The 16,150-nt window shown below is 49.8% G+C and carries 14 protein-coding genes and 1 pseudogene; 2 read left to right on the top strand and 13 right to left on the bottom strand.

Features of this window, described 5'->3' with window-relative positions; translation table 11 throughout:
- Positions 1–7 precede the first annotated feature (7 nt).
- The 11 genes from DWX91_RS06040 to cysK form a co-directional block, all read right to left on the bottom strand.
- Positions 8–2,926, bottom strand: a complete 2,919-nt coding sequence (locus tag DWX91_RS06040; RefSeq protein ID WP_118472455.1) for an insulinase family protein — start codon at positions 2,924–2,926, stop codon at positions 8–10.
- Positions 2,927–3,041: 115 nt separating this feature from the next.
- Positions 3,042–3,854, bottom strand: coding sequence for a YdcF family protein (locus DWX91_RS06035; RefSeq protein ID WP_118472454.1), 813 nt, complete (start codon positions 3,852–3,854; stop codon positions 3,042–3,044).
- Between the two features lie 34 nt (positions 3,855–3,888).
- On the bottom strand, positions 3,889–5,127 hold the full coding sequence (locus tag DWX91_RS06030) for a peptidase U32 family protein (protein WP_118467416.1): 1,239 nt from the start codon (positions 5,125–5,127) through the stop codon (positions 3,889–3,891).
- A 14-nt stretch (positions 5,128–5,141) separates the two neighbouring features.
- Complete coding sequence (locus DWX91_RS06025; RefSeq protein WP_022359735.1) at positions 5,142–5,783, bottom strand: O-methyltransferase; 642 nt, start codon at positions 5,781–5,783, stop codon at positions 5,142–5,144.
- A complete protein-coding gene (locus tag DWX91_RS06020; protein ID WP_118472453.1) occupies positions 5,770–6,183 on the bottom strand; it encodes an aminodeoxychorismate lyase in 414 nt (137 codons plus the stop codon). Before DWX91_RS06020 ends, DWX91_RS06025 begins: the two co-directional genes overlap by 14 nt.
- A gap of 30 nt (positions 6,184–6,213) precedes the next feature.
- Positions 6,214–7,881 carry a ribonuclease J gene (locus DWX91_RS06015; protein WP_022359733.1) on the bottom strand — a complete coding sequence of 556 codons (1,668 nt, stop codon included), beginning with the start codon at positions 7,879–7,881 and terminating at the stop codon, positions 6,214–6,216.
- A gap of 34 nt (positions 7,882–7,915) precedes the next feature.
- Positions 7,916–8,218: a DUF1292 domain-containing protein gene (locus tag DWX91_RS06010; RefSeq protein WP_107001592.1), complete on the bottom strand. Its 303-nt coding sequence runs from the start codon at positions 8,216–8,218 to the stop codon at positions 7,916–7,918.
- A gap of 56 nt (positions 8,219–8,274) precedes the next feature.
- The gene (gene ruvX, locus DWX91_RS06005; protein ID WP_118293431.1) at positions 8,275–8,712 is read right to left on the bottom strand and encodes a Holliday junction resolvase RuvX; all 438 of its coding nucleotides are present in this window, start codon (positions 8,710–8,712) and stop codon (positions 8,275–8,277) included.
- A 107-nt stretch (positions 8,713–8,819) separates the two neighbouring features.
- Complete coding sequence (locus tag DWX91_RS06000) at positions 8,820–9,083, bottom strand: IreB family regulatory phosphoprotein (protein WP_022359731.1); 264 nt, start codon at positions 9,081–9,083, stop codon at positions 8,820–8,822.
- A 110-nt stretch (positions 9,084–9,193) separates the two neighbouring features.
- Entirely contained in the window at positions 9,194–10,363 is a 1,170-nt protein-coding gene (locus tag DWX91_RS05995) for an ATP-binding protein (protein WP_107001594.1), read from the bottom strand.
- Between the two features lie 267 nt (positions 10,364–10,630).
- Entirely contained in the window at positions 10,631–11,566 is a 936-nt protein-coding gene (gene cysK, locus DWX91_RS05990) for a cysteine synthase A (protein ID WP_118472452.1), read from the bottom strand.
- 704 nt (positions 11,567–12,270) lie between these two features.
- On the opposite strand from cysK, the gene DWX91_RS05985 reads away from it, so the two are divergent.
- Entirely contained in the window at positions 12,271–13,029 is a 759-nt protein-coding gene (locus DWX91_RS05985) for a ThiF family adenylyltransferase (protein ID WP_107001596.1), read from the top strand.
- A 126-nt stretch (positions 13,030–13,155) separates the two neighbouring features.
- Here the strand turns inward: DWX91_RS05985 and mtaB are convergent.
- Positions 13,156–14,471: pseudogene (gene mtaB / locus DWX91_RS05980) on the bottom strand (tRNA (N(6)-L-threonylcarbamoyladenosine(37)-C(2))-methylthiotransferase MtaB).
- Between the two features lie 91 nt (positions 14,472–14,562).
- Between mtaB and DWX91_RS05975 the strand changes: the two are divergent.
- Entirely contained in the window at positions 14,563–14,793 is a 231-nt protein-coding gene (locus tag DWX91_RS05975; RefSeq protein WP_022359725.1) for an HPr family phosphocarrier protein, read from the top strand.
- 154 nt (positions 14,794–14,947) lie between these two features.
- Here DWX91_RS05975 and thiI read toward each other — a convergent pair whose 3' ends face one another.
- Positions 14,948–16,126 (bottom strand): tRNA uracil 4-sulfurtransferase ThiI, encoded by a 1,179-nt coding sequence (gene thiI, locus DWX91_RS05970; protein ID WP_117795086.1) that lies wholly within the window; start codon positions 16,124–16,126, stop codon positions 14,948–14,950.
- Positions 16,127–16,150: the final 24 nt, after the last annotated feature.

Raw genomic sequence — 16,150 nt, 5'->3', positions numbered from 1 at the left:
ATTTTATTTAGTTAAACAGATTTTTCACCGTCTTAAACAGATCCTGATTTGCCTTGACTTTTTCTGCATTTCCAATCGCACAGATGCTCTGCTCACTGAGCACTGCCCTGATAATCGGCGCCAGCTCCCGGATATCCTCCGGAGTAACTGCCAGGATCTCGTCTCTCTCTTTCTGGATCATCGCATCCGTCACGCCGGTAAACCAGGCCGCGTCGGCGCGAATGCCTTTGTACGGCGGCAGAAGCGGCGCATCAAGGTCGCTGATGGTTCCAATCACGAATTTCGTCATATCACGCTCGTCTGCCTCAAACTGCTCCAGATACGGCACGATACCCTCGTAAACCTCATTCGTCTCACGCAGGTTCGGATCGCGGTAGGAAACGAAATAGCTGTCGCCAAACCGTCCGGCTCCATTCATGACGCCGTAAGCGCCGCCCTTGACACGGACATTGATCCACAGATAATCATATCCGAGAATGACTTTCAGCGTCCGCAGCGTGCCCTTGTATGCCAGCCCTTTCTCCACGAAATTGCCGCAGCGCGCCAGATAATTGACCTGGGAGGAGGTCATGAAGCCCTCGTTTAAGTTCTCTTTTTTCCACTCAAACGGATAAACGGTTCCGTCTCCCTGTGGAAGACGTTCTTTTAAAAGCGGAAGCGCTGCTTCAAGCCCTGCCTGATCGTCGGCTGCTGCCGTGTAGCTTATCAGCATATTTTCTTTTGTAAACAGGCGTGCCGCCGTCTCTTTTAATTTCGCGATCACCTCGCCCTTTTTCTCCTCAAAGTGCTTTGCCGTCTCTTCAAGGAACTGGTAGAAGCCGATTCCGCCCGTGCAGTCGTCAAATGCCGATTCTGCTGAAAAATAGGAGCTGGCTCTCATCACTGCCGCTGAATGTGCCGCCTGATTTAAACGCATCTGGCTCTTCGACTTCGTCTCCGCCACAATCTCGCCGAGACGTTTCTCATCATCAAGGATTGAATCAAGCAGAATCTCCGCGATCGCTGAAAATCCAAAGTCCAGCTTCTCGCACAGCACCCGGGCACTCGCGGTAAAAATACCGGTAAACGCGCCCTGTTTCCGGCTGTCCGCATAGGAGCTGACGCTGAGCGTGATACCGCCGGTATTTAAGTTGATCTCATCCGACAAATCGCTGTATGTGTGTTTCGTCGTATCGACAAATCCAAGCACTGCTTTCAAAAGTCCCACATACGGCAGATCCCTGGATGGTACACGGTCAGTACGGAACATCACGCGCAGATAACCGATGCCTGAGGTAAAGAGCTCATGTGCCAGCACCTTGGTTCCGCCAATCTCGCGCTCGGTCAGGATAAATTTCTCCGCCTCTTTGCGGATATCTGAGCGTTTCAACAGCGGAATCTTCTCTAAATCTTCCTTCGGGGACGGGGTGTCCTGATACTCTTTCAGCTCTTTCGTGCCATCCACGATCGCCTGAATCTCCTCCGCGCTCAGGCTCTTCTTATATGCTTCCAGCTTTTCACGCAGCTTCTCATCCTCGATCGCCGTCAGTCCCCGCTTCGGGCTGACCGTGATCACCGCCTCAAACGGGTTATCTAAGAGATATTTGCGGATCAGTTCTTCAAAATATCCTTCCTTTGCTGCTTTTTTGAGGAATGCAAATGTCTCCTCATATTCCAGGTGCATCAGCGGATCGCCGCCGTACAGCCAGCTATCTAAGCACTGCAAGCCGTACATCAATCCTTTTGGCGCGTTGCCGAAATCTGCCTCGCGGCTGCGGAATTCATAGTAGTTGATGCCCGCCAGCAGGCTCTTCTGGTTGATGCCATCATCTGCCAGCTTCTTAAGCGTTGCCTTGACAGTCTTTAAAAATGCCTCTTTCTGGCTGCTATCCGCATTTTTCGCAATGACAGAAAAATAGGGCTGTAAAATACCATTTTCATAGCTTCCCAGGATATCCTGGCCAATCCCGGCGTTGATGAGTTCTTTCTTTAAAACGGCGCCCGGCGCATCCAAAAGCACATACTCCAGGATCTGAAATGCCATGTAGAGAATCGGGTCGAGATCGTCGCCCACCACCGTATTAACCGACAGGTAGGTTGCGTGATCCTCCGGCTCATCCTCAGTGATCGGATAGAAGATCTCACGGTCCTTCGGCGCGTCAAACGGCTTCTGGTAGTGAATTTCAGAATCTACCGGCTGACGGTCATAGTGGCTTAAATACTCACGATCCAGCCAGTCCAGCTTCTCTGCCATATCCATATTTCCGTACAGATAGATAAAGCTGTTGGACGGATGGTAGAATTTGCGGTGGAAATTCAGGAAATCCTCATAGGTCAGCTCCGGGATAACCTCCGGGGCGCCGCCAGACTCATGCGTATAGCAGGTATCCGGGTAAAGCGTGTTCTGCGTGTAGCGGTCAAGCACGCCCTCCGGGGAGGAAAATGCACCCTTCATCTCATTGTAAACGACACCGTTTACCGTGATCGGGCTGTCCGCCGACTCCATCTCATAATGCCAGCCCTCCTGGCGGAAAATCTTCTCTTCTTTATAGATATTCGGATGCAGAACCGCGTCCATATAGACGTCCATCAGGTTCTGGAAATCTTTGTCGTTGCAGCTTGCAACCGGGTATACCGTCTTATCCGGGTAGGTCATCGCGTTTAAGAAGGTATTTAAGGAGCCCTTCACCAGCTCTACAAACGGATCCTTGACTGGAAATTTCGCCGAACCGCACAAAACGCTGTGCTCCATGATATGCGGCACACCCGTGCTGTCAGATGGCGGGGTGCGGAATCCGATGCAGAATACCTTGTTCTCATCGTCATTCGAGAGCAGGAACACTCTCGCTCCCGTCTTCTTATGTTCCAGAAGAATCCCCTCGGAATTCAGCTCTTTTACGTGTTTTTCATTCAGGATCTGATAGCTCTTCAAATCTTTTACTGTCATGCTGTCTTTCCTTTCTCTAAAACGATTCCACAGCGCATACAGACATCTGTTGAATCGTTACTGTTCACGCATACGTGAACAGTAACGTTGAATCGCACCTTTTTTTCTTCTTTTTTTACAGTCTTCCCATAAATTTGTCTTTTAGTACGGCAAATGCCTCCCGCAGCCACAGGTGCACCGCCAGCACCGGGTCGCACGCAGCTGCCACGCCGACCGGCTCGATCTCCTGTCTGCGCGCGATCGCCTCCGCCCGGAACACATGGTAATTGCTCGTCAGAATCCCGATCCGGATGGTATCGCCGTCCGGGCGCTCACGGTAAAACTCCATCAGGTGCGCCCGCGCCGCCTGCGCCTTGTTGTATTCCTGCCGGTCGATCACCGTCCGGCTGAACTCGATGTTCTGCACCGTGTCGGAGGACTGGTCTTCAATCAGCAGCTTATCCTCCGGAATCCCGTTGTACTGTAAATATTCGTACATCGCCCGCGCCTCGCTGATCTCCTCGCCCGGACCTTTTCCGCCGGAAAGCACCAGAACCGTGTTCGGATATTCCTCCGAATACTCGATCGCCCGATCCAGACGCTGCTTTAGGGAATTGCTGATCCTGGTGCCGCGCACACGTGCTCCCAGCACGATCACATAGTCCGCCGGCTGTCCCGTCGCCGTAATGGCGCTCCAGCCGATCAAAACCTCCGTGATCACCAGAATCAGAAATCCCGCCGCACATACTGTCCCGACGGAAACGCCGATCCACACGGGGATTCTGCCCTCATGCTGGCTGCCAAACCACCATCCAGCCGCCAAAAGTCCCAAAAAGATCGCCAAGCAGGGCCAGATCAAGGCAAACGAAGTCGAAACACCTGAATAAATAACAATTATGATATAATATAACAGGCACAGGACCGCCGTTCCTCCTAAAAACCAAACCATCTGTCATCCTCCTGATGTCCATCCAGCCGCACCTTTACAAATCCAGCGCTTCGTCCTCACGCCGCAGGATATCCTGCGGCTTTGCCATGCCGCCTAAGTCTACCCAGAGCTGCTGCTTCGGGTGCGGTGCGCTCTCCTGCGCGGTTCCATCCTCGGTAAAGATGCCTTTCACTTCCACACGCAGGTTACGTCCGTCCGGCTTCATGATCTCGATCGTCTCTCCCACGCTGAATTTATTCTTCTGCTCCAGATGAACCAGGCCATCCCCGCGCACAGCGCCGACCGTTCCCAGATAGGTGTACGGTTTTACATAAGTATTGCTTCCGTATACCTGCGACTCGGTACCCGGTTTATGGAAATAAAATCCAGTGATGTATTCCCGGTGGGTACATTTGCGGATCTCACTCTTATACCACTCCATCTTGGACTGGTATTTTTCCGGGCTTTCCAGATAATCGTCGATTGCGATTCGGTAGGTTCTCGCCACGGTTGCCACATAGAGTGCTGTCTTCATGCGTCCCTCGATCTTGAAGCTGTCGATTCCTGCTTCGACCATCTCCGGAATGTGCTCAATCATGCACAGGTCGCGGGAGTTGAAAATATAGCTGCCGCGCTCATTTTCATAGACCGGCATCCACTCGCCCGGTCTTGTCTCCTCCGCCACCGCATATTTCCAGCGGCACGGATGAGTACAGGCGCCCTGGTTCGCGTCGCGCCCCGTCAGAAAATTGCTGAGAAGACATCGTCCTGAATAGGAAATGCACATCGCTCCGTGGATGAAGCTCTCGATCTCCATATCCTCCGGAATATGTTCGCGGATCTCGCGAATCTCCTTCAAGGACAGCTCCCGCGCCGTTACCACGCGCTTCGCGCCCTGTTTATACCAGAAAAGGAACGTCCCGTAGTTTGTATTATTTGCCTGTGTGCTGATATGGATCTCCATCTCCGGGAGAATGCGTCTGGCAATCTCAAAAACACCCGGATCGGAAATAATCAGCGCATCCGGCTTGATTTCTTTCAGTTCTGTGAAATATTCTTCCACACCGGCTAAATCATCATTATGTGCAAAAATATTTGCTGTAATATATACTTTGACGCCGCGCTCATGGGCGAACGCAATGCCCTCTTTGATCTCTTCGTTCGTAAAATTCTTTGCCTTTGCCCGCAGACCAAACGCCTCGCCGCCCAGATAGACCGCATCGGCTCCGTAAAGGACCGCCGTCTTGAGGACGTCCAGGCTGCCCGCCGGGATTAAAAGTTCCAGTTTTCTCATGTTTTTCCTTTCTTTTATCGCTTTACACTTAACGCCACGCCATCCCCGATCGGAATGACAGACGTCTCAAATTCTTTCATGTGTGTCAGTTCATATAAATAATCGCGCATCCGCGTGTGGATCGTCCGGTTGCGGCGCTCGACCGCATAGCGGGATTCCACGATATCGCCGTCCTGTAAGACATTGTCCGACAGAAGAACGCCGCCGGACGGCAGCAGACGCAAAATCTGAGGCAGCCAGTGCATATACTGCCCCTTAGCCGCATCCATAAATATAAAATCATAAGGGCCGGAAAGCGTCCCCAGTATCTCTTCCGCATCGCCTTCCAGTAAAGTAATGCACGGCTCTTTTCCTGCCCTTTCAAAATTGCGCTTGGCAATCGGTATTCTTTTTTCGTACTTCTCAATCGTCGTGATCCGGCAGTTTTCCGGCATCACACGGCTCATCAGTAAAGCCGAATAGCCCACAGCCGTTCCTACCTCCAGAATCGACTGCGGGCGCTTGAGAGCAATCAGTGTTTTCAGAAATGCGGAGGTCTCCCTGCGGATGATCGGCACGCAGTCAGCCAGCGCTTCTTCCTCTATCGAGTCGAGCAGCGGTCCGTTGCCCGCGTCCAACGACTGGATATAGGCGGTAATTCTGTCATTTACTATCACTTTTATCCTCCTCCGGGCTGGCGGCAGAAGCTGCCGCCTCATCCATCTCCTTCAGCATCTCCAGAGAAGTCTGGGCGGTGCTGAACTGATAGGTTCCCGGATATATCTTGTATTCATAAATCTTTGCCTGCAGCACAAAGACCACGCGGCTTTGAATCAAACCGACGCGTTCCAGCGCTTCGCCTGCCTCGGAGGTGCTTTCGCTTTCCTCGATGGTAACCGTTCTCATTCTTCCCGGCTCTGCCTCAACTGCGGTCGGGTTAAATATCTCATGCCCCAGCCAGTAACCCTTCGTTGCGCCCTCATAGAGCAGAAACAGTGTCAGTACCAAAAAAACGATCCGGAACACACTGTCCAGAATTGATACTGCGATATGGGGTTCCCCAGATGTCCGGCTCATATTCCACCTCCGTGCTGCTTTTGCAGTCTTCTACACTTCCATGATGATCGGAAGAATCATCGGATTTCTCTTCATCTTCTTCCATAGGAAATCACTCAGGCTGTCGCGGATAATGTTCTTGATCTTGCCCCAGTCGCTCACGTGCTTCTCAAGACAGCCTTGTACGGCTTCATCCACGATTCTCTGTGCCTCTTCCATCAGATCCTCGGACTCACGCACATAGACGAAACCTCGGGACACGATATCCGGTCCCGCTAAGAGCTGGTTGCTGTATTTCTCCAACGTCAGTACCACAATAATGATACCATTCTGTGCCAGGTTCTGGCGGTCGCGCAGAACGATATTTCCGACATCACCGATGCCCAGACCATCGACCAGGATGCCGCCCGCCTGTACATGGTCGGCAACACGGTAGCCTTCGTCCCCGATCTCGATCACATCACCTGAGCGCATCAGGATGACATTTTCCTTCGGAATGCCCATTGAAATTGCCAGGTTGCGCTGCGCCATCAGGTGGCGGTACTCACCGTGTACCGGAATCGAGAATTTCGGACGAACTAAGGAGTACATCAGCTTGATCTCCTCCTGGCAGGCATGTCCGGATACGTGGGTATCCTGGTTGATAACCTCTGCGCCCTTCATCGACAGCTCGTTGATAACTCTTGCAACGGCTTTCTCATTGCCCGGAATCGGGGTGGAACTTAAAATAACCACGTCACCCGGCATGATCGAAACCTTCTTGTGCAGGTCTGCCGCCATACGGGACAGGGCCGCCAGAGACTCGCCCTGGCTGCCGGTCGTGATAAGGACGGTATCCTCTTTCTTATAATTTTTCAGATGTTCAATGTCGATCAGTGTATTTTCCGGAATATTAATGTATCCAAGTTCGCTCGCCGTGCCGATGACATTGACCATGCTTCGGCCCTCGACCACTACCTTACGTCCATAGTGGTATGCCGTATTGATGATCTGCTGGACACGGTCTACGTTGGAAGCAAACGTCGCAACGATGATCCGGTTGTTCTTGTGCTCTGCAAAAATCGAATCAAAGGTCTTGCCGACGGTGCGCTCCGACATCGTAAATCCCGGACGGATCGCGTTGGTACTGTCACACATCAGCGCCAGCACGCCTTTCTTTCCAAGCTCGGCAAAACGCTGCAGATCCGCCGGTTCACCGAATACCGGTGTGTAATCGATCTTGAAGTCGCCGGTGTGGACGATAATGCCAGCCGGGGAGAAGATCGCAAGCGCCGATGCATCTGCGATACTGTGGTTCGTCTTGATAAACTCAATCCGAAAACATCCGAGATTGATGGACTGTCCGTGCTTTACGACCTTGCGGCGGACGGTCTTCATCATATTATGCTCTTTTAATTTATTCTCAATCAGTCCGATCGTCAGTTTGGTGCCGTATACCGGTGCCGGAACATCGCGGAGTACATACGGCAGCGCGCCGATATGGTCCTCATGTCCGTGCGTGATCACAAAGCCCTTGACTTTGTCAATGTTGTTCTTTAAATAGGATACATCCGGGATAACCAGATCGATTCCCAGCATATCGTCGCTCGGGAATGCCATACCGCAGTCTACTACAATAATGCTGTCTTCATATTCGAAGGCAGTCATATTCATACCGATCTGTTCCAGACCACCGAGCGGTATGATCTTTACCTTATTATGATTTGTTTCCTTTTTCAATCAATGCACCTCCAAAAATTCGATTTTTAGATTTTTATTCGATATCAACGCCCAGATCGCTCATCAGCTCCGCAAACACCTTGGACATATACTCCAGTTCTCCGTCATCGTCCACAAATTCGTAAGCTGCTTCTGCATCCTCCGGCTTTGATGTATCTCTCAACAGATAGCACTCTCCATCGCCGTCCTTCGTATCACTTGCCAGCAGATAGGACTCGCCATTTAACTTTGTCTCTTCCAGGACATACAGCTTCACTTCCTCGCCGTTCTCATCCCTCAGCGTGATGCTGTTTTCCATATTATTCAGTTCATCTAACATTGAATCCAGGTTTCCCATTCTATGATTCTCCTTCTATTCTTTATTTTCAATCATTGATTTTTATCACTGATAATTTATTCTTCCGCTTTTCCTTGTGCCTGTAAATCCAAATATCCCTGCAAAATCAATACTGCCGCAATCTTATCAATCACGCTCTTCCGGTTTTCCCGGCGCACTCCACTCTCGATCAGGATCTGCTCCGCCGCATTCGTCGTCAGACGCTCGTCCCACATAACGACCGGAAGATTCGTCCGCCGTTCCAGCATCTCTTTAAATGCCAGCGTCTTTTCAACGCGCTCTCCCAGCGTATTATTCATATTTTTAGGATACCCCAAAACAATCGTCCCAACCTCGTATTCCCGGATCAGCTCTTCAATCCGGGCGCAGGTCTGGCGAAGTTTGTTCTCATCCTTCCGTGTGATCGTCTCAATCCCCTGTGCTGTAATGCCTAACGGATCGCTGACTGCCACTCCCGTGGTCTTCGATCCAAAATCAAGCCCCATAATTCTCATATTCTATTTTCTCCATAACAAAACAAGCTGGCAGCCCGTCAGATATTGGACTGTTGTCGCCAGCTGTTTACTCTTCCGCTTTTTAATTGCCGTGCTGCATCCACTCTTTACTGAAGCTTCGTCTCAATATATACCTTCACAAGCTCTTCCAGAATTTCGTCACGCTCTACCTTCATAATCAGGCTTCTGGCACTCTTGTGGCTGGTAATATAGGTCGGATCTCCAGACATAATATATCCTACAATCTGATTGATCGGGTTGTAACCCTTCTCCGTCAGCGCTGTATATACCTGTTCCAGAACCTGGCTTGCCTCCAGCTTCTTCTCTTCCTGTACTGCTCTAAAAAACTGTGTATTGCTGATATCACCCATTTTGTCTTCACGTCCTTTTAAATACCCGCCGCGCTCTGTCACTCTGCGGATCCATGCGTGCAGGTAAACTACTCTTTTTTATTTTACTCTACTTTACCCCATTCGGCAAGTTATTTTTTATCATTATAATCATCCAGGAAATTGTACGTCCAATCGTCCTTGTGGTAACCGATCACAGTCTTTAAGTTGATATTGTGGACACTCTTAAAGATATTTTTCTCGATCACGTCGCTCTCCTTGCGGAAATGGGCGATCAATTCCTTCATCTCATCGCGCTTGGAACCACGTCCGCCTCCGCAGCTCACGCAATTTTCAGTAAAACGGCACGCGCACTGTATAAACTGCAGTCCGTTGTAATCACGCCACGCCTTGACCGCATCTTCCTTGATAAGGTACATCGGGCGGATCAGCTCCATGCCCTCGAAATTCTGGCTGTGCAGCTTCGGCATCATCGTCTCAATCTTGCCGCTGTACAGCATTCCCATGAGGATCGTCTCAATCACATCATCAAAATGATGCCCAAGCGCAATTTTATTGCAGCCCAGCGCTTTCGCCTGTGCATAGAGGTGACCGCGTCGCATTCTGGCACAAAGGTAGCACGGATTCTGTTCGATCGTCGCCACCGTGTCGAAAATATCGCTCTCAAATACCGTCAGCGGAATGCCGAGAAGTTTCGCATTGTCCTGGATGATCTTCCAGTTATCCGCATTGTAGCCCGGATTCATCACTAGAAAAACGGTTTCAAACTGGAATTTTCCATGTTTTTTCAATTCCTGGAAAAGTTTCGCCATCAGCATGGAATCCTTGCCGCCGGAGATACAGACTGCGATCTTGTCGCCCTCCTGAATCAGGTCGTAGGTGTTGAGTGCCCGCGTAAACGCCCGCCAGATCGGCTTGCGGAATTTTTTTATAATACTCTGCTCAATTCTCGCCCGTTTTTCCTCTCGATCCGCCTCGGATTCTCCGCCTACGAAGCGGGACAGGGAGAGGCGCAGCCACGCACGGTAACCACCCTCCACATTGACCGCGTCAAATCCGTCTCCGGTCAGACGACGCACCCACTCCTGACTCTTCTCACCGGTATGGCACATCACGTACACTGGATGCATTTTGTCTAACCTGGCTGTTTCTTCCTCATATTGCTCTTCCAGCCGGGACGCCGGGAGGCTTACCGCCCCCGGAAAAGTTCCGCGCATATACTGGTCCTGCGGGCGGATGTCCACGATCGTCTTCTCCGCATCCTTTAACGCTTCCAGCTCCTCAATCGTAATCGTTTTCATTGTATATTCTCCTGTATCCGTTATCTGCAAAATCCTCTTTAAGAAAAAGAATGTAAAAAATGTACCTACCTGTGTACAGTAACCACAATTCTCATGAAATGAAACAAAAGCACAGGATCCGCGCTGACAGTGCTCTGCCAAACAAACGGGTCCTGTGTTTTTCTGCTGTTTTGTTACCGTTCACGCGCACGTAACCAGTAACTCATTTTCTGTTAATTATAACACTCTCCCTGCATTCTGGGAAGTCCTATTTCTATAATTAGTCTCTTAGTCCTCTGTAAAGAGTGGTGTGGAATAATAGCGGTCACCGCTGTCCGGAAGAATCGCTACGATGGTTTTCCCCTTATTTTCCGGGCGTTTTGCCAGCTCAATCGCACCATGCAGGGCTGCGCCGGAGGAAATACCGACTAAAATGCCCTCTTTGTGTGCCAGAAGTTTCGCTGCCGCAAATGCATCCTCATTCTCCGCCTCGAAAATCTCATCATAAATCTTAGTGTTCAGTACATCCGGTACAAATCCGGCACCGATACCCTGAATCTTGTGTGCGCCGCCCTTGCCTGTCTTTAATACCGGGGAGGAAGCCGGCTCCAGCGCTATGACTTTCACATTCGGATTCTGGGATTTTAAGTATTCGCCGGTACCTGTCAGAGTTCCGCCGGTACCAACGCCTGCGATCAGGATATCAACCTTTCCGTCGGTATCATTCCAGATCTCCGGACCAGTGGTTGCTCTGTGAACCGCCGGATTGACCGGATTGACAAACTGACCGGCTAAGAAGCTGCCTGGTGTCTCTTTTGCCAGCTCTTCTGCCTTCTCGATCGCGCCCTTCATGCCCTTTGCGCCCTCAGTCAGGACAATCTCTGCACCGTACGCTTTCAGAATGTTGCGGCGCTCCACGCTCATCGTCTCCGGCATCGTCAGGATGATGCGATATCCCTTCGCTGCTGCGATGGACGCCAGACCGATACCGGTATTGCCGGAAGTCGGCTCGATGATGACAGAACCCTCTTTCAGGACACCTCTCTTCTCTGCATCCTCAATCATGCCTTTTGCAATACGATCCTTCACGCTTCCAGCCGGGTTTAAATACTCCAGTTTTACCAGAACCGTTGCTTCCAGTCCCAGCGCTTTCTCAACATTCACAACCTCAACTAATGGTGTGTTTCCTACCAGTCCCAGTGTTCCCTTATAAATGTTTGCCATGATGATTTCCTCCTAATATCTGTGATGATTTTTATATTTTTTAATTTTTATAGATTTCTATAGATTCTTCTTTTTTACAGAACTCATTTCCAATTTGAAAAACTCGCTCCAAAAGAAGTTTAAAATGCGAAAAGAGCCCATCCTCTATACACATTTCCCGCCCGTCCAATCCAGCTTTTCTGCCGCCTGTCCTGCTTGTTTTTCTGTGTACGCGGATGCGCTCTTTCTATATCCTTAACCCTTATGAATAAAAAGATTCACGAAACCCGTTTTCCCCGGAAACCCCGCTTACCGAAGTCCAGCTTTCTGGTTTTCGCGTACACAAATGCGACAACAACATCGATCCATACAGGTACAAACATTGCTGCAACACATCGTATTCATCCAAAAACCATTGACTGCTTTCATGATCTTCACTCCTTTTCTTTTTCCTATCAGCTTAGTAGGTATATTATCACTTTATGCAATATCTGTCAACCTTTTTTTGCCCGTTGTTACTGTTCACGCACGCGTGCCCAGTAACGATTATTTGCACACTTTGTTACGTTTCTTCATGTCTTTCTTGACAAACGCAGACCGCACCTTTACAATAAAATACCGAACTGATGGGTAAAAAACGTTCAGAAACAGAGCCTGCTATTATTTAGTATAGCACAGTTGTGACTGTGAAGCTACTGACAGAATATATTACAAGGGAGTATCATATGTTAAATTCATTTTCACGAACGGAACTTCTCCTCGGCAGGGATGCCATGGAGCGTTTATCAAAAGCACGCGTTGCCATCTTCGGCATCGGCGGAGTCGGCGGCTATGCGGTGGAGGCCCTCGCGCGCAGCGGCGTCGGCACGCTTGATCTCATCGACGATGACAAGGTCTGCTTAACCAACATCAACCGTCAGATCATCGCAACCACCTCCACCATCGGAAAGTACAAGGTCGATGTCGCTGAGGAACGCATCAAATCCATCAACCCGCATGCGGTTGTCCACACCTACAAGACATTCTACATGCCGGATACCGCGAAGGAATTTGATTTTTCCCAGTATGACTACGTGATCGACGCAATCGACACCGTAACGGGAAAACTGATGCTGGTAGAACAGGCAGAGGCAAGCCACACGCCGATCATCAGCTCGATGGGTGCCGGAAACAAGCTGGATCCGGCTGCCTTTGAGGTAACTGACATTTATAAGACTTCCGTCTGCCCGCTCGCGAAGGTCATGCGGCGTGAGCTAAAAAAACGCGGAATCAAGAAACTGAAAGTGGTTTATTCGAAAGAGAAACCGTTGACTCCGGGCGATGATATGGCAATCTCCTGCCGTTCCCACTGTGTCTGCCCGCCGGGAACCGCACGCAGCTGTACCGCCAGACGGCAGATTCCGGGGAGTATCTCTTTTGTGCCGTCCGTAGTGGGACTGATTATTGCTGGGGAAGTTATTAAGGATCTCGTTGGGGTTCATTGATTGCTTACTGATTAATTTGTTAAGCCGATATATTCTATTTATGTCATTTTTTTTAATTTTATATGTATGTAAAAAACCAATGAATCCCATCTTGGGGGTATCATTGGTTTTTTCGTTTCCTGTCTTTTATTCATTTTCCAGTAAAAGCACCTCTTCATTCAGTGCCTTCGTGAAGATTCCCTTCACCGTCTTATTTTTCAATCCTTCTTCGTATGGCACGGCACCTTTGACATACTGGCGGGTGTGTCCCATCATGTATTTGGTTCCGTCAATCTCGATTGGTTCTTCGAGAAGGATTTCTTCTTCGGTTCCGAGGAAGCGCCCGCGGTATTCTAAGGACTGCTGTTTTTCCAGTGCCAGCAGGATATCGCTGCGGACAGATTTGGTTCCTTCTGGTACCTGATCCGGCATATCGGCGGCGCGGGTGCTGCGCGGCGGGAATATTTGAATATATGCATCTCGTAGAAATGGATCGTTTTTAAGAAGCGCTCTGTTTCAGCAAATTCTTCTTCGGTCTCACCCGGGAATCCTACGATGACATCGGTCGTGATCGCCGGATTGTCAAATTCTTCCCGCAGAATTTCACAGCACACCTGGTATTCAGCAGCATTGTAGCGGCGGTTCATGCGCTTTAAGGTCGCGTCGCAGCCACTCTGGAGTGACAGATGGAAGTGCGGGCAGATGGTCCGCAGACTCGCCAGCTCTTTGGCAAATTCGCGGGTTACGATACGTGGTTCAAGAGAACCAAGGCGCAGGCGCTCAATGCCCGGAATCTGATCGAGACGTTTGATTAAAGTCAGCAGATTTTCTTTCTGCTCATCCTTGAAATCGACGCCATATGAGCTTAAATGAATACCTGTCAAGACAATTTCCCTGTATCCGGCTTCCGCAATCCCGCGCACCTCGCGCTCGATGTCCTCCGGGCGGCGGCTGCGGACGCGTCCCCTCGTATATGGTATAATACAATAGCTGCAAAACTGGTTGCAGCCGTCCTGTACCTTGATAAAGGCACGCGTATGGTCAGCAATCCGGCGGATATGGAGTTCTTCGTATTCCTGTGAATGTCCGATATCCAGAATCTCACCGCTATTTTCGTGATCTGCAAAATAATCATCCAGAATCTGTACCAGATCTTTTTTCTGGTTATTGCCGACGATCAGATCGACCGCCTCATCTTTTTTTAGCTCCGCGCCTGCTGCCTGCACATAACAGCCGACCGCCACAACAGCCGCCGACGGGTTCATTTTCTTTGCCCGGTGCAGCATCTGGCGCGATTTCCGGTCGGCGACATTTGTCACGGAACACGTGTTGATAATATAAACATCCGCTCCTTCCCGGAACGGCACAATCTCATATCCTGCATCCTCTAAGAGCTGCTGCATGGCTTCCGTCTCATATGAGTTCACTTTGCAGCCCAGATTGTGGAATGCCGCTTTTCTCATTTTTATCTCCTTTAAATTGAATCCTCTCTTGACTTTTGTCAGATTACTTTGTAGTATAAAAGTATTATTGTAGATAGAGGAGGTTTTTTTCATGAAAACAGTTCGTATTTCTTTAAACTCGATCGATAAAGTTAAATCCTTCGTCAACGACTTAGCGAAGTTCGACGTAGATTTTGACCTTGTTTCCGGACGTTATGTGATTGATGCTAAATCCATCATGGGTATCTTCAGTCTGGATCTGTCCAAACCGATTGATTTAAACATCCATTCTGAGAACCAGATTGACGAGATCTTAACGACACTGGCTCCGTACATTGTATAGCAACCATTAGAACGATCGAGATGGTTCTGTTTGAAACGAAAAAAACCGCTGTTAAGCAACGCGCTTTGCAGCGGTTCTTTTTTAGATTTGGAAGAACGGCTCCAGCGGCTTCTCTGGATTATCGTTGTTCCTCCAAATCCTCTATTTTATATGACTAGCACCGGATAACCTCAACCGTATCGATCGCCTCTTTTACCAGCGCATCTATCTTCTCTTCCAGATTGCGCTCGGATTTTTCAATCAGGTGCAGGACCGGCTTGGTAACCGGGTGTTTGGCTACGAAGATGGTGCAGCAATCTTCATACGGCTCGATCGATGTCTCGTAGGTACCGATTTTCAGGGAAATATCGACGATATCCTGTTTGTCGAAACCGATCAGCGGGCGGAAGACCGGAAGTGTGCAGACTGCATTGGTAACCGCCAGGGAATGAACCGTCTGGGATGCTACCTGACCGATGCTCTCGCCGGTGATGAGTCCGAGACAGTCGTCTTTCTTCGCCAGCTCTTCCGCGATCTTCATCATGTAGCGGCGCATGATAATCGTCAGCTCCTCATGCGGGCACTGCTCGTAGATGTAGAGCTGGATATCTGTGAAATTGACTACGTTTAATTTGATCGGACCTGCGTATTTTGCTACCTGCTTTGCCAGATCGACTACTTTCTGTTTTGCACGGTCGCTGGTGTATGGCGGCGCATGGAAATAGGTTGCCTCGATGGTAACGCCGCGTTTTGCGATCATGTATCCTGCCACCGGGCTGTCGATACCGCCGGATAAAAGCAGCATCGCGCGTCCATTGGTTCCGACCGGCATACCGCCCGGTCCCGGAATCACCAGAGAGTATACGTTGATACGTTTTGCACGCAGTTCCACATTTAAAAGAACATCCGGATTGTGTACGTCTACCTTTGTCTCCGGGAATGCGTCCAGGATGACCTCACCGAGATCGCGGTTGACTTCCTCGGAGGTATGCGGATACTGTTTGTTGGCACGGCGGGTGTTTACCTTGAACGTAAAGTGTTTATCTGGGTATGCTTTGTCCACATACTCAACAATCTTCGCTTTCAGGTCGTCATAGCCGTTGTCCTCTAACTGGACCATCGGACAGATCGCCGCAATACCGAATACCTTTTTCAGTGCATCGATGACCTCATCGTAATCAAATTCTTCCGCTGCGGTCGCATAGATACGCCCTGCCTCCTTGGTTACGGTAAATTTTCCATCAAGACGTTTTAACGAGTGATGGATGTGGGACACCAGCGCGTCCTCGAATACATAGCGGTTTTTACCTTTCAGGCCAATCTCCGCATATTTAATCAAAAATGTATGAAACATGGAATTCCCTTTCTACAACAGGCT

Origin of the sequence: Clostridium sp. AF22-10 (assembly GCF_003478725.1) — a bacterium.
Lineage (GTDB): Bacteria > Bacillota > Clostridia > Lachnospirales > Lachnospiraceae > Otoolea > Otoolea fessa.
This window is presented reverse-complemented; position numbering and strand designations above follow the sequence as displayed.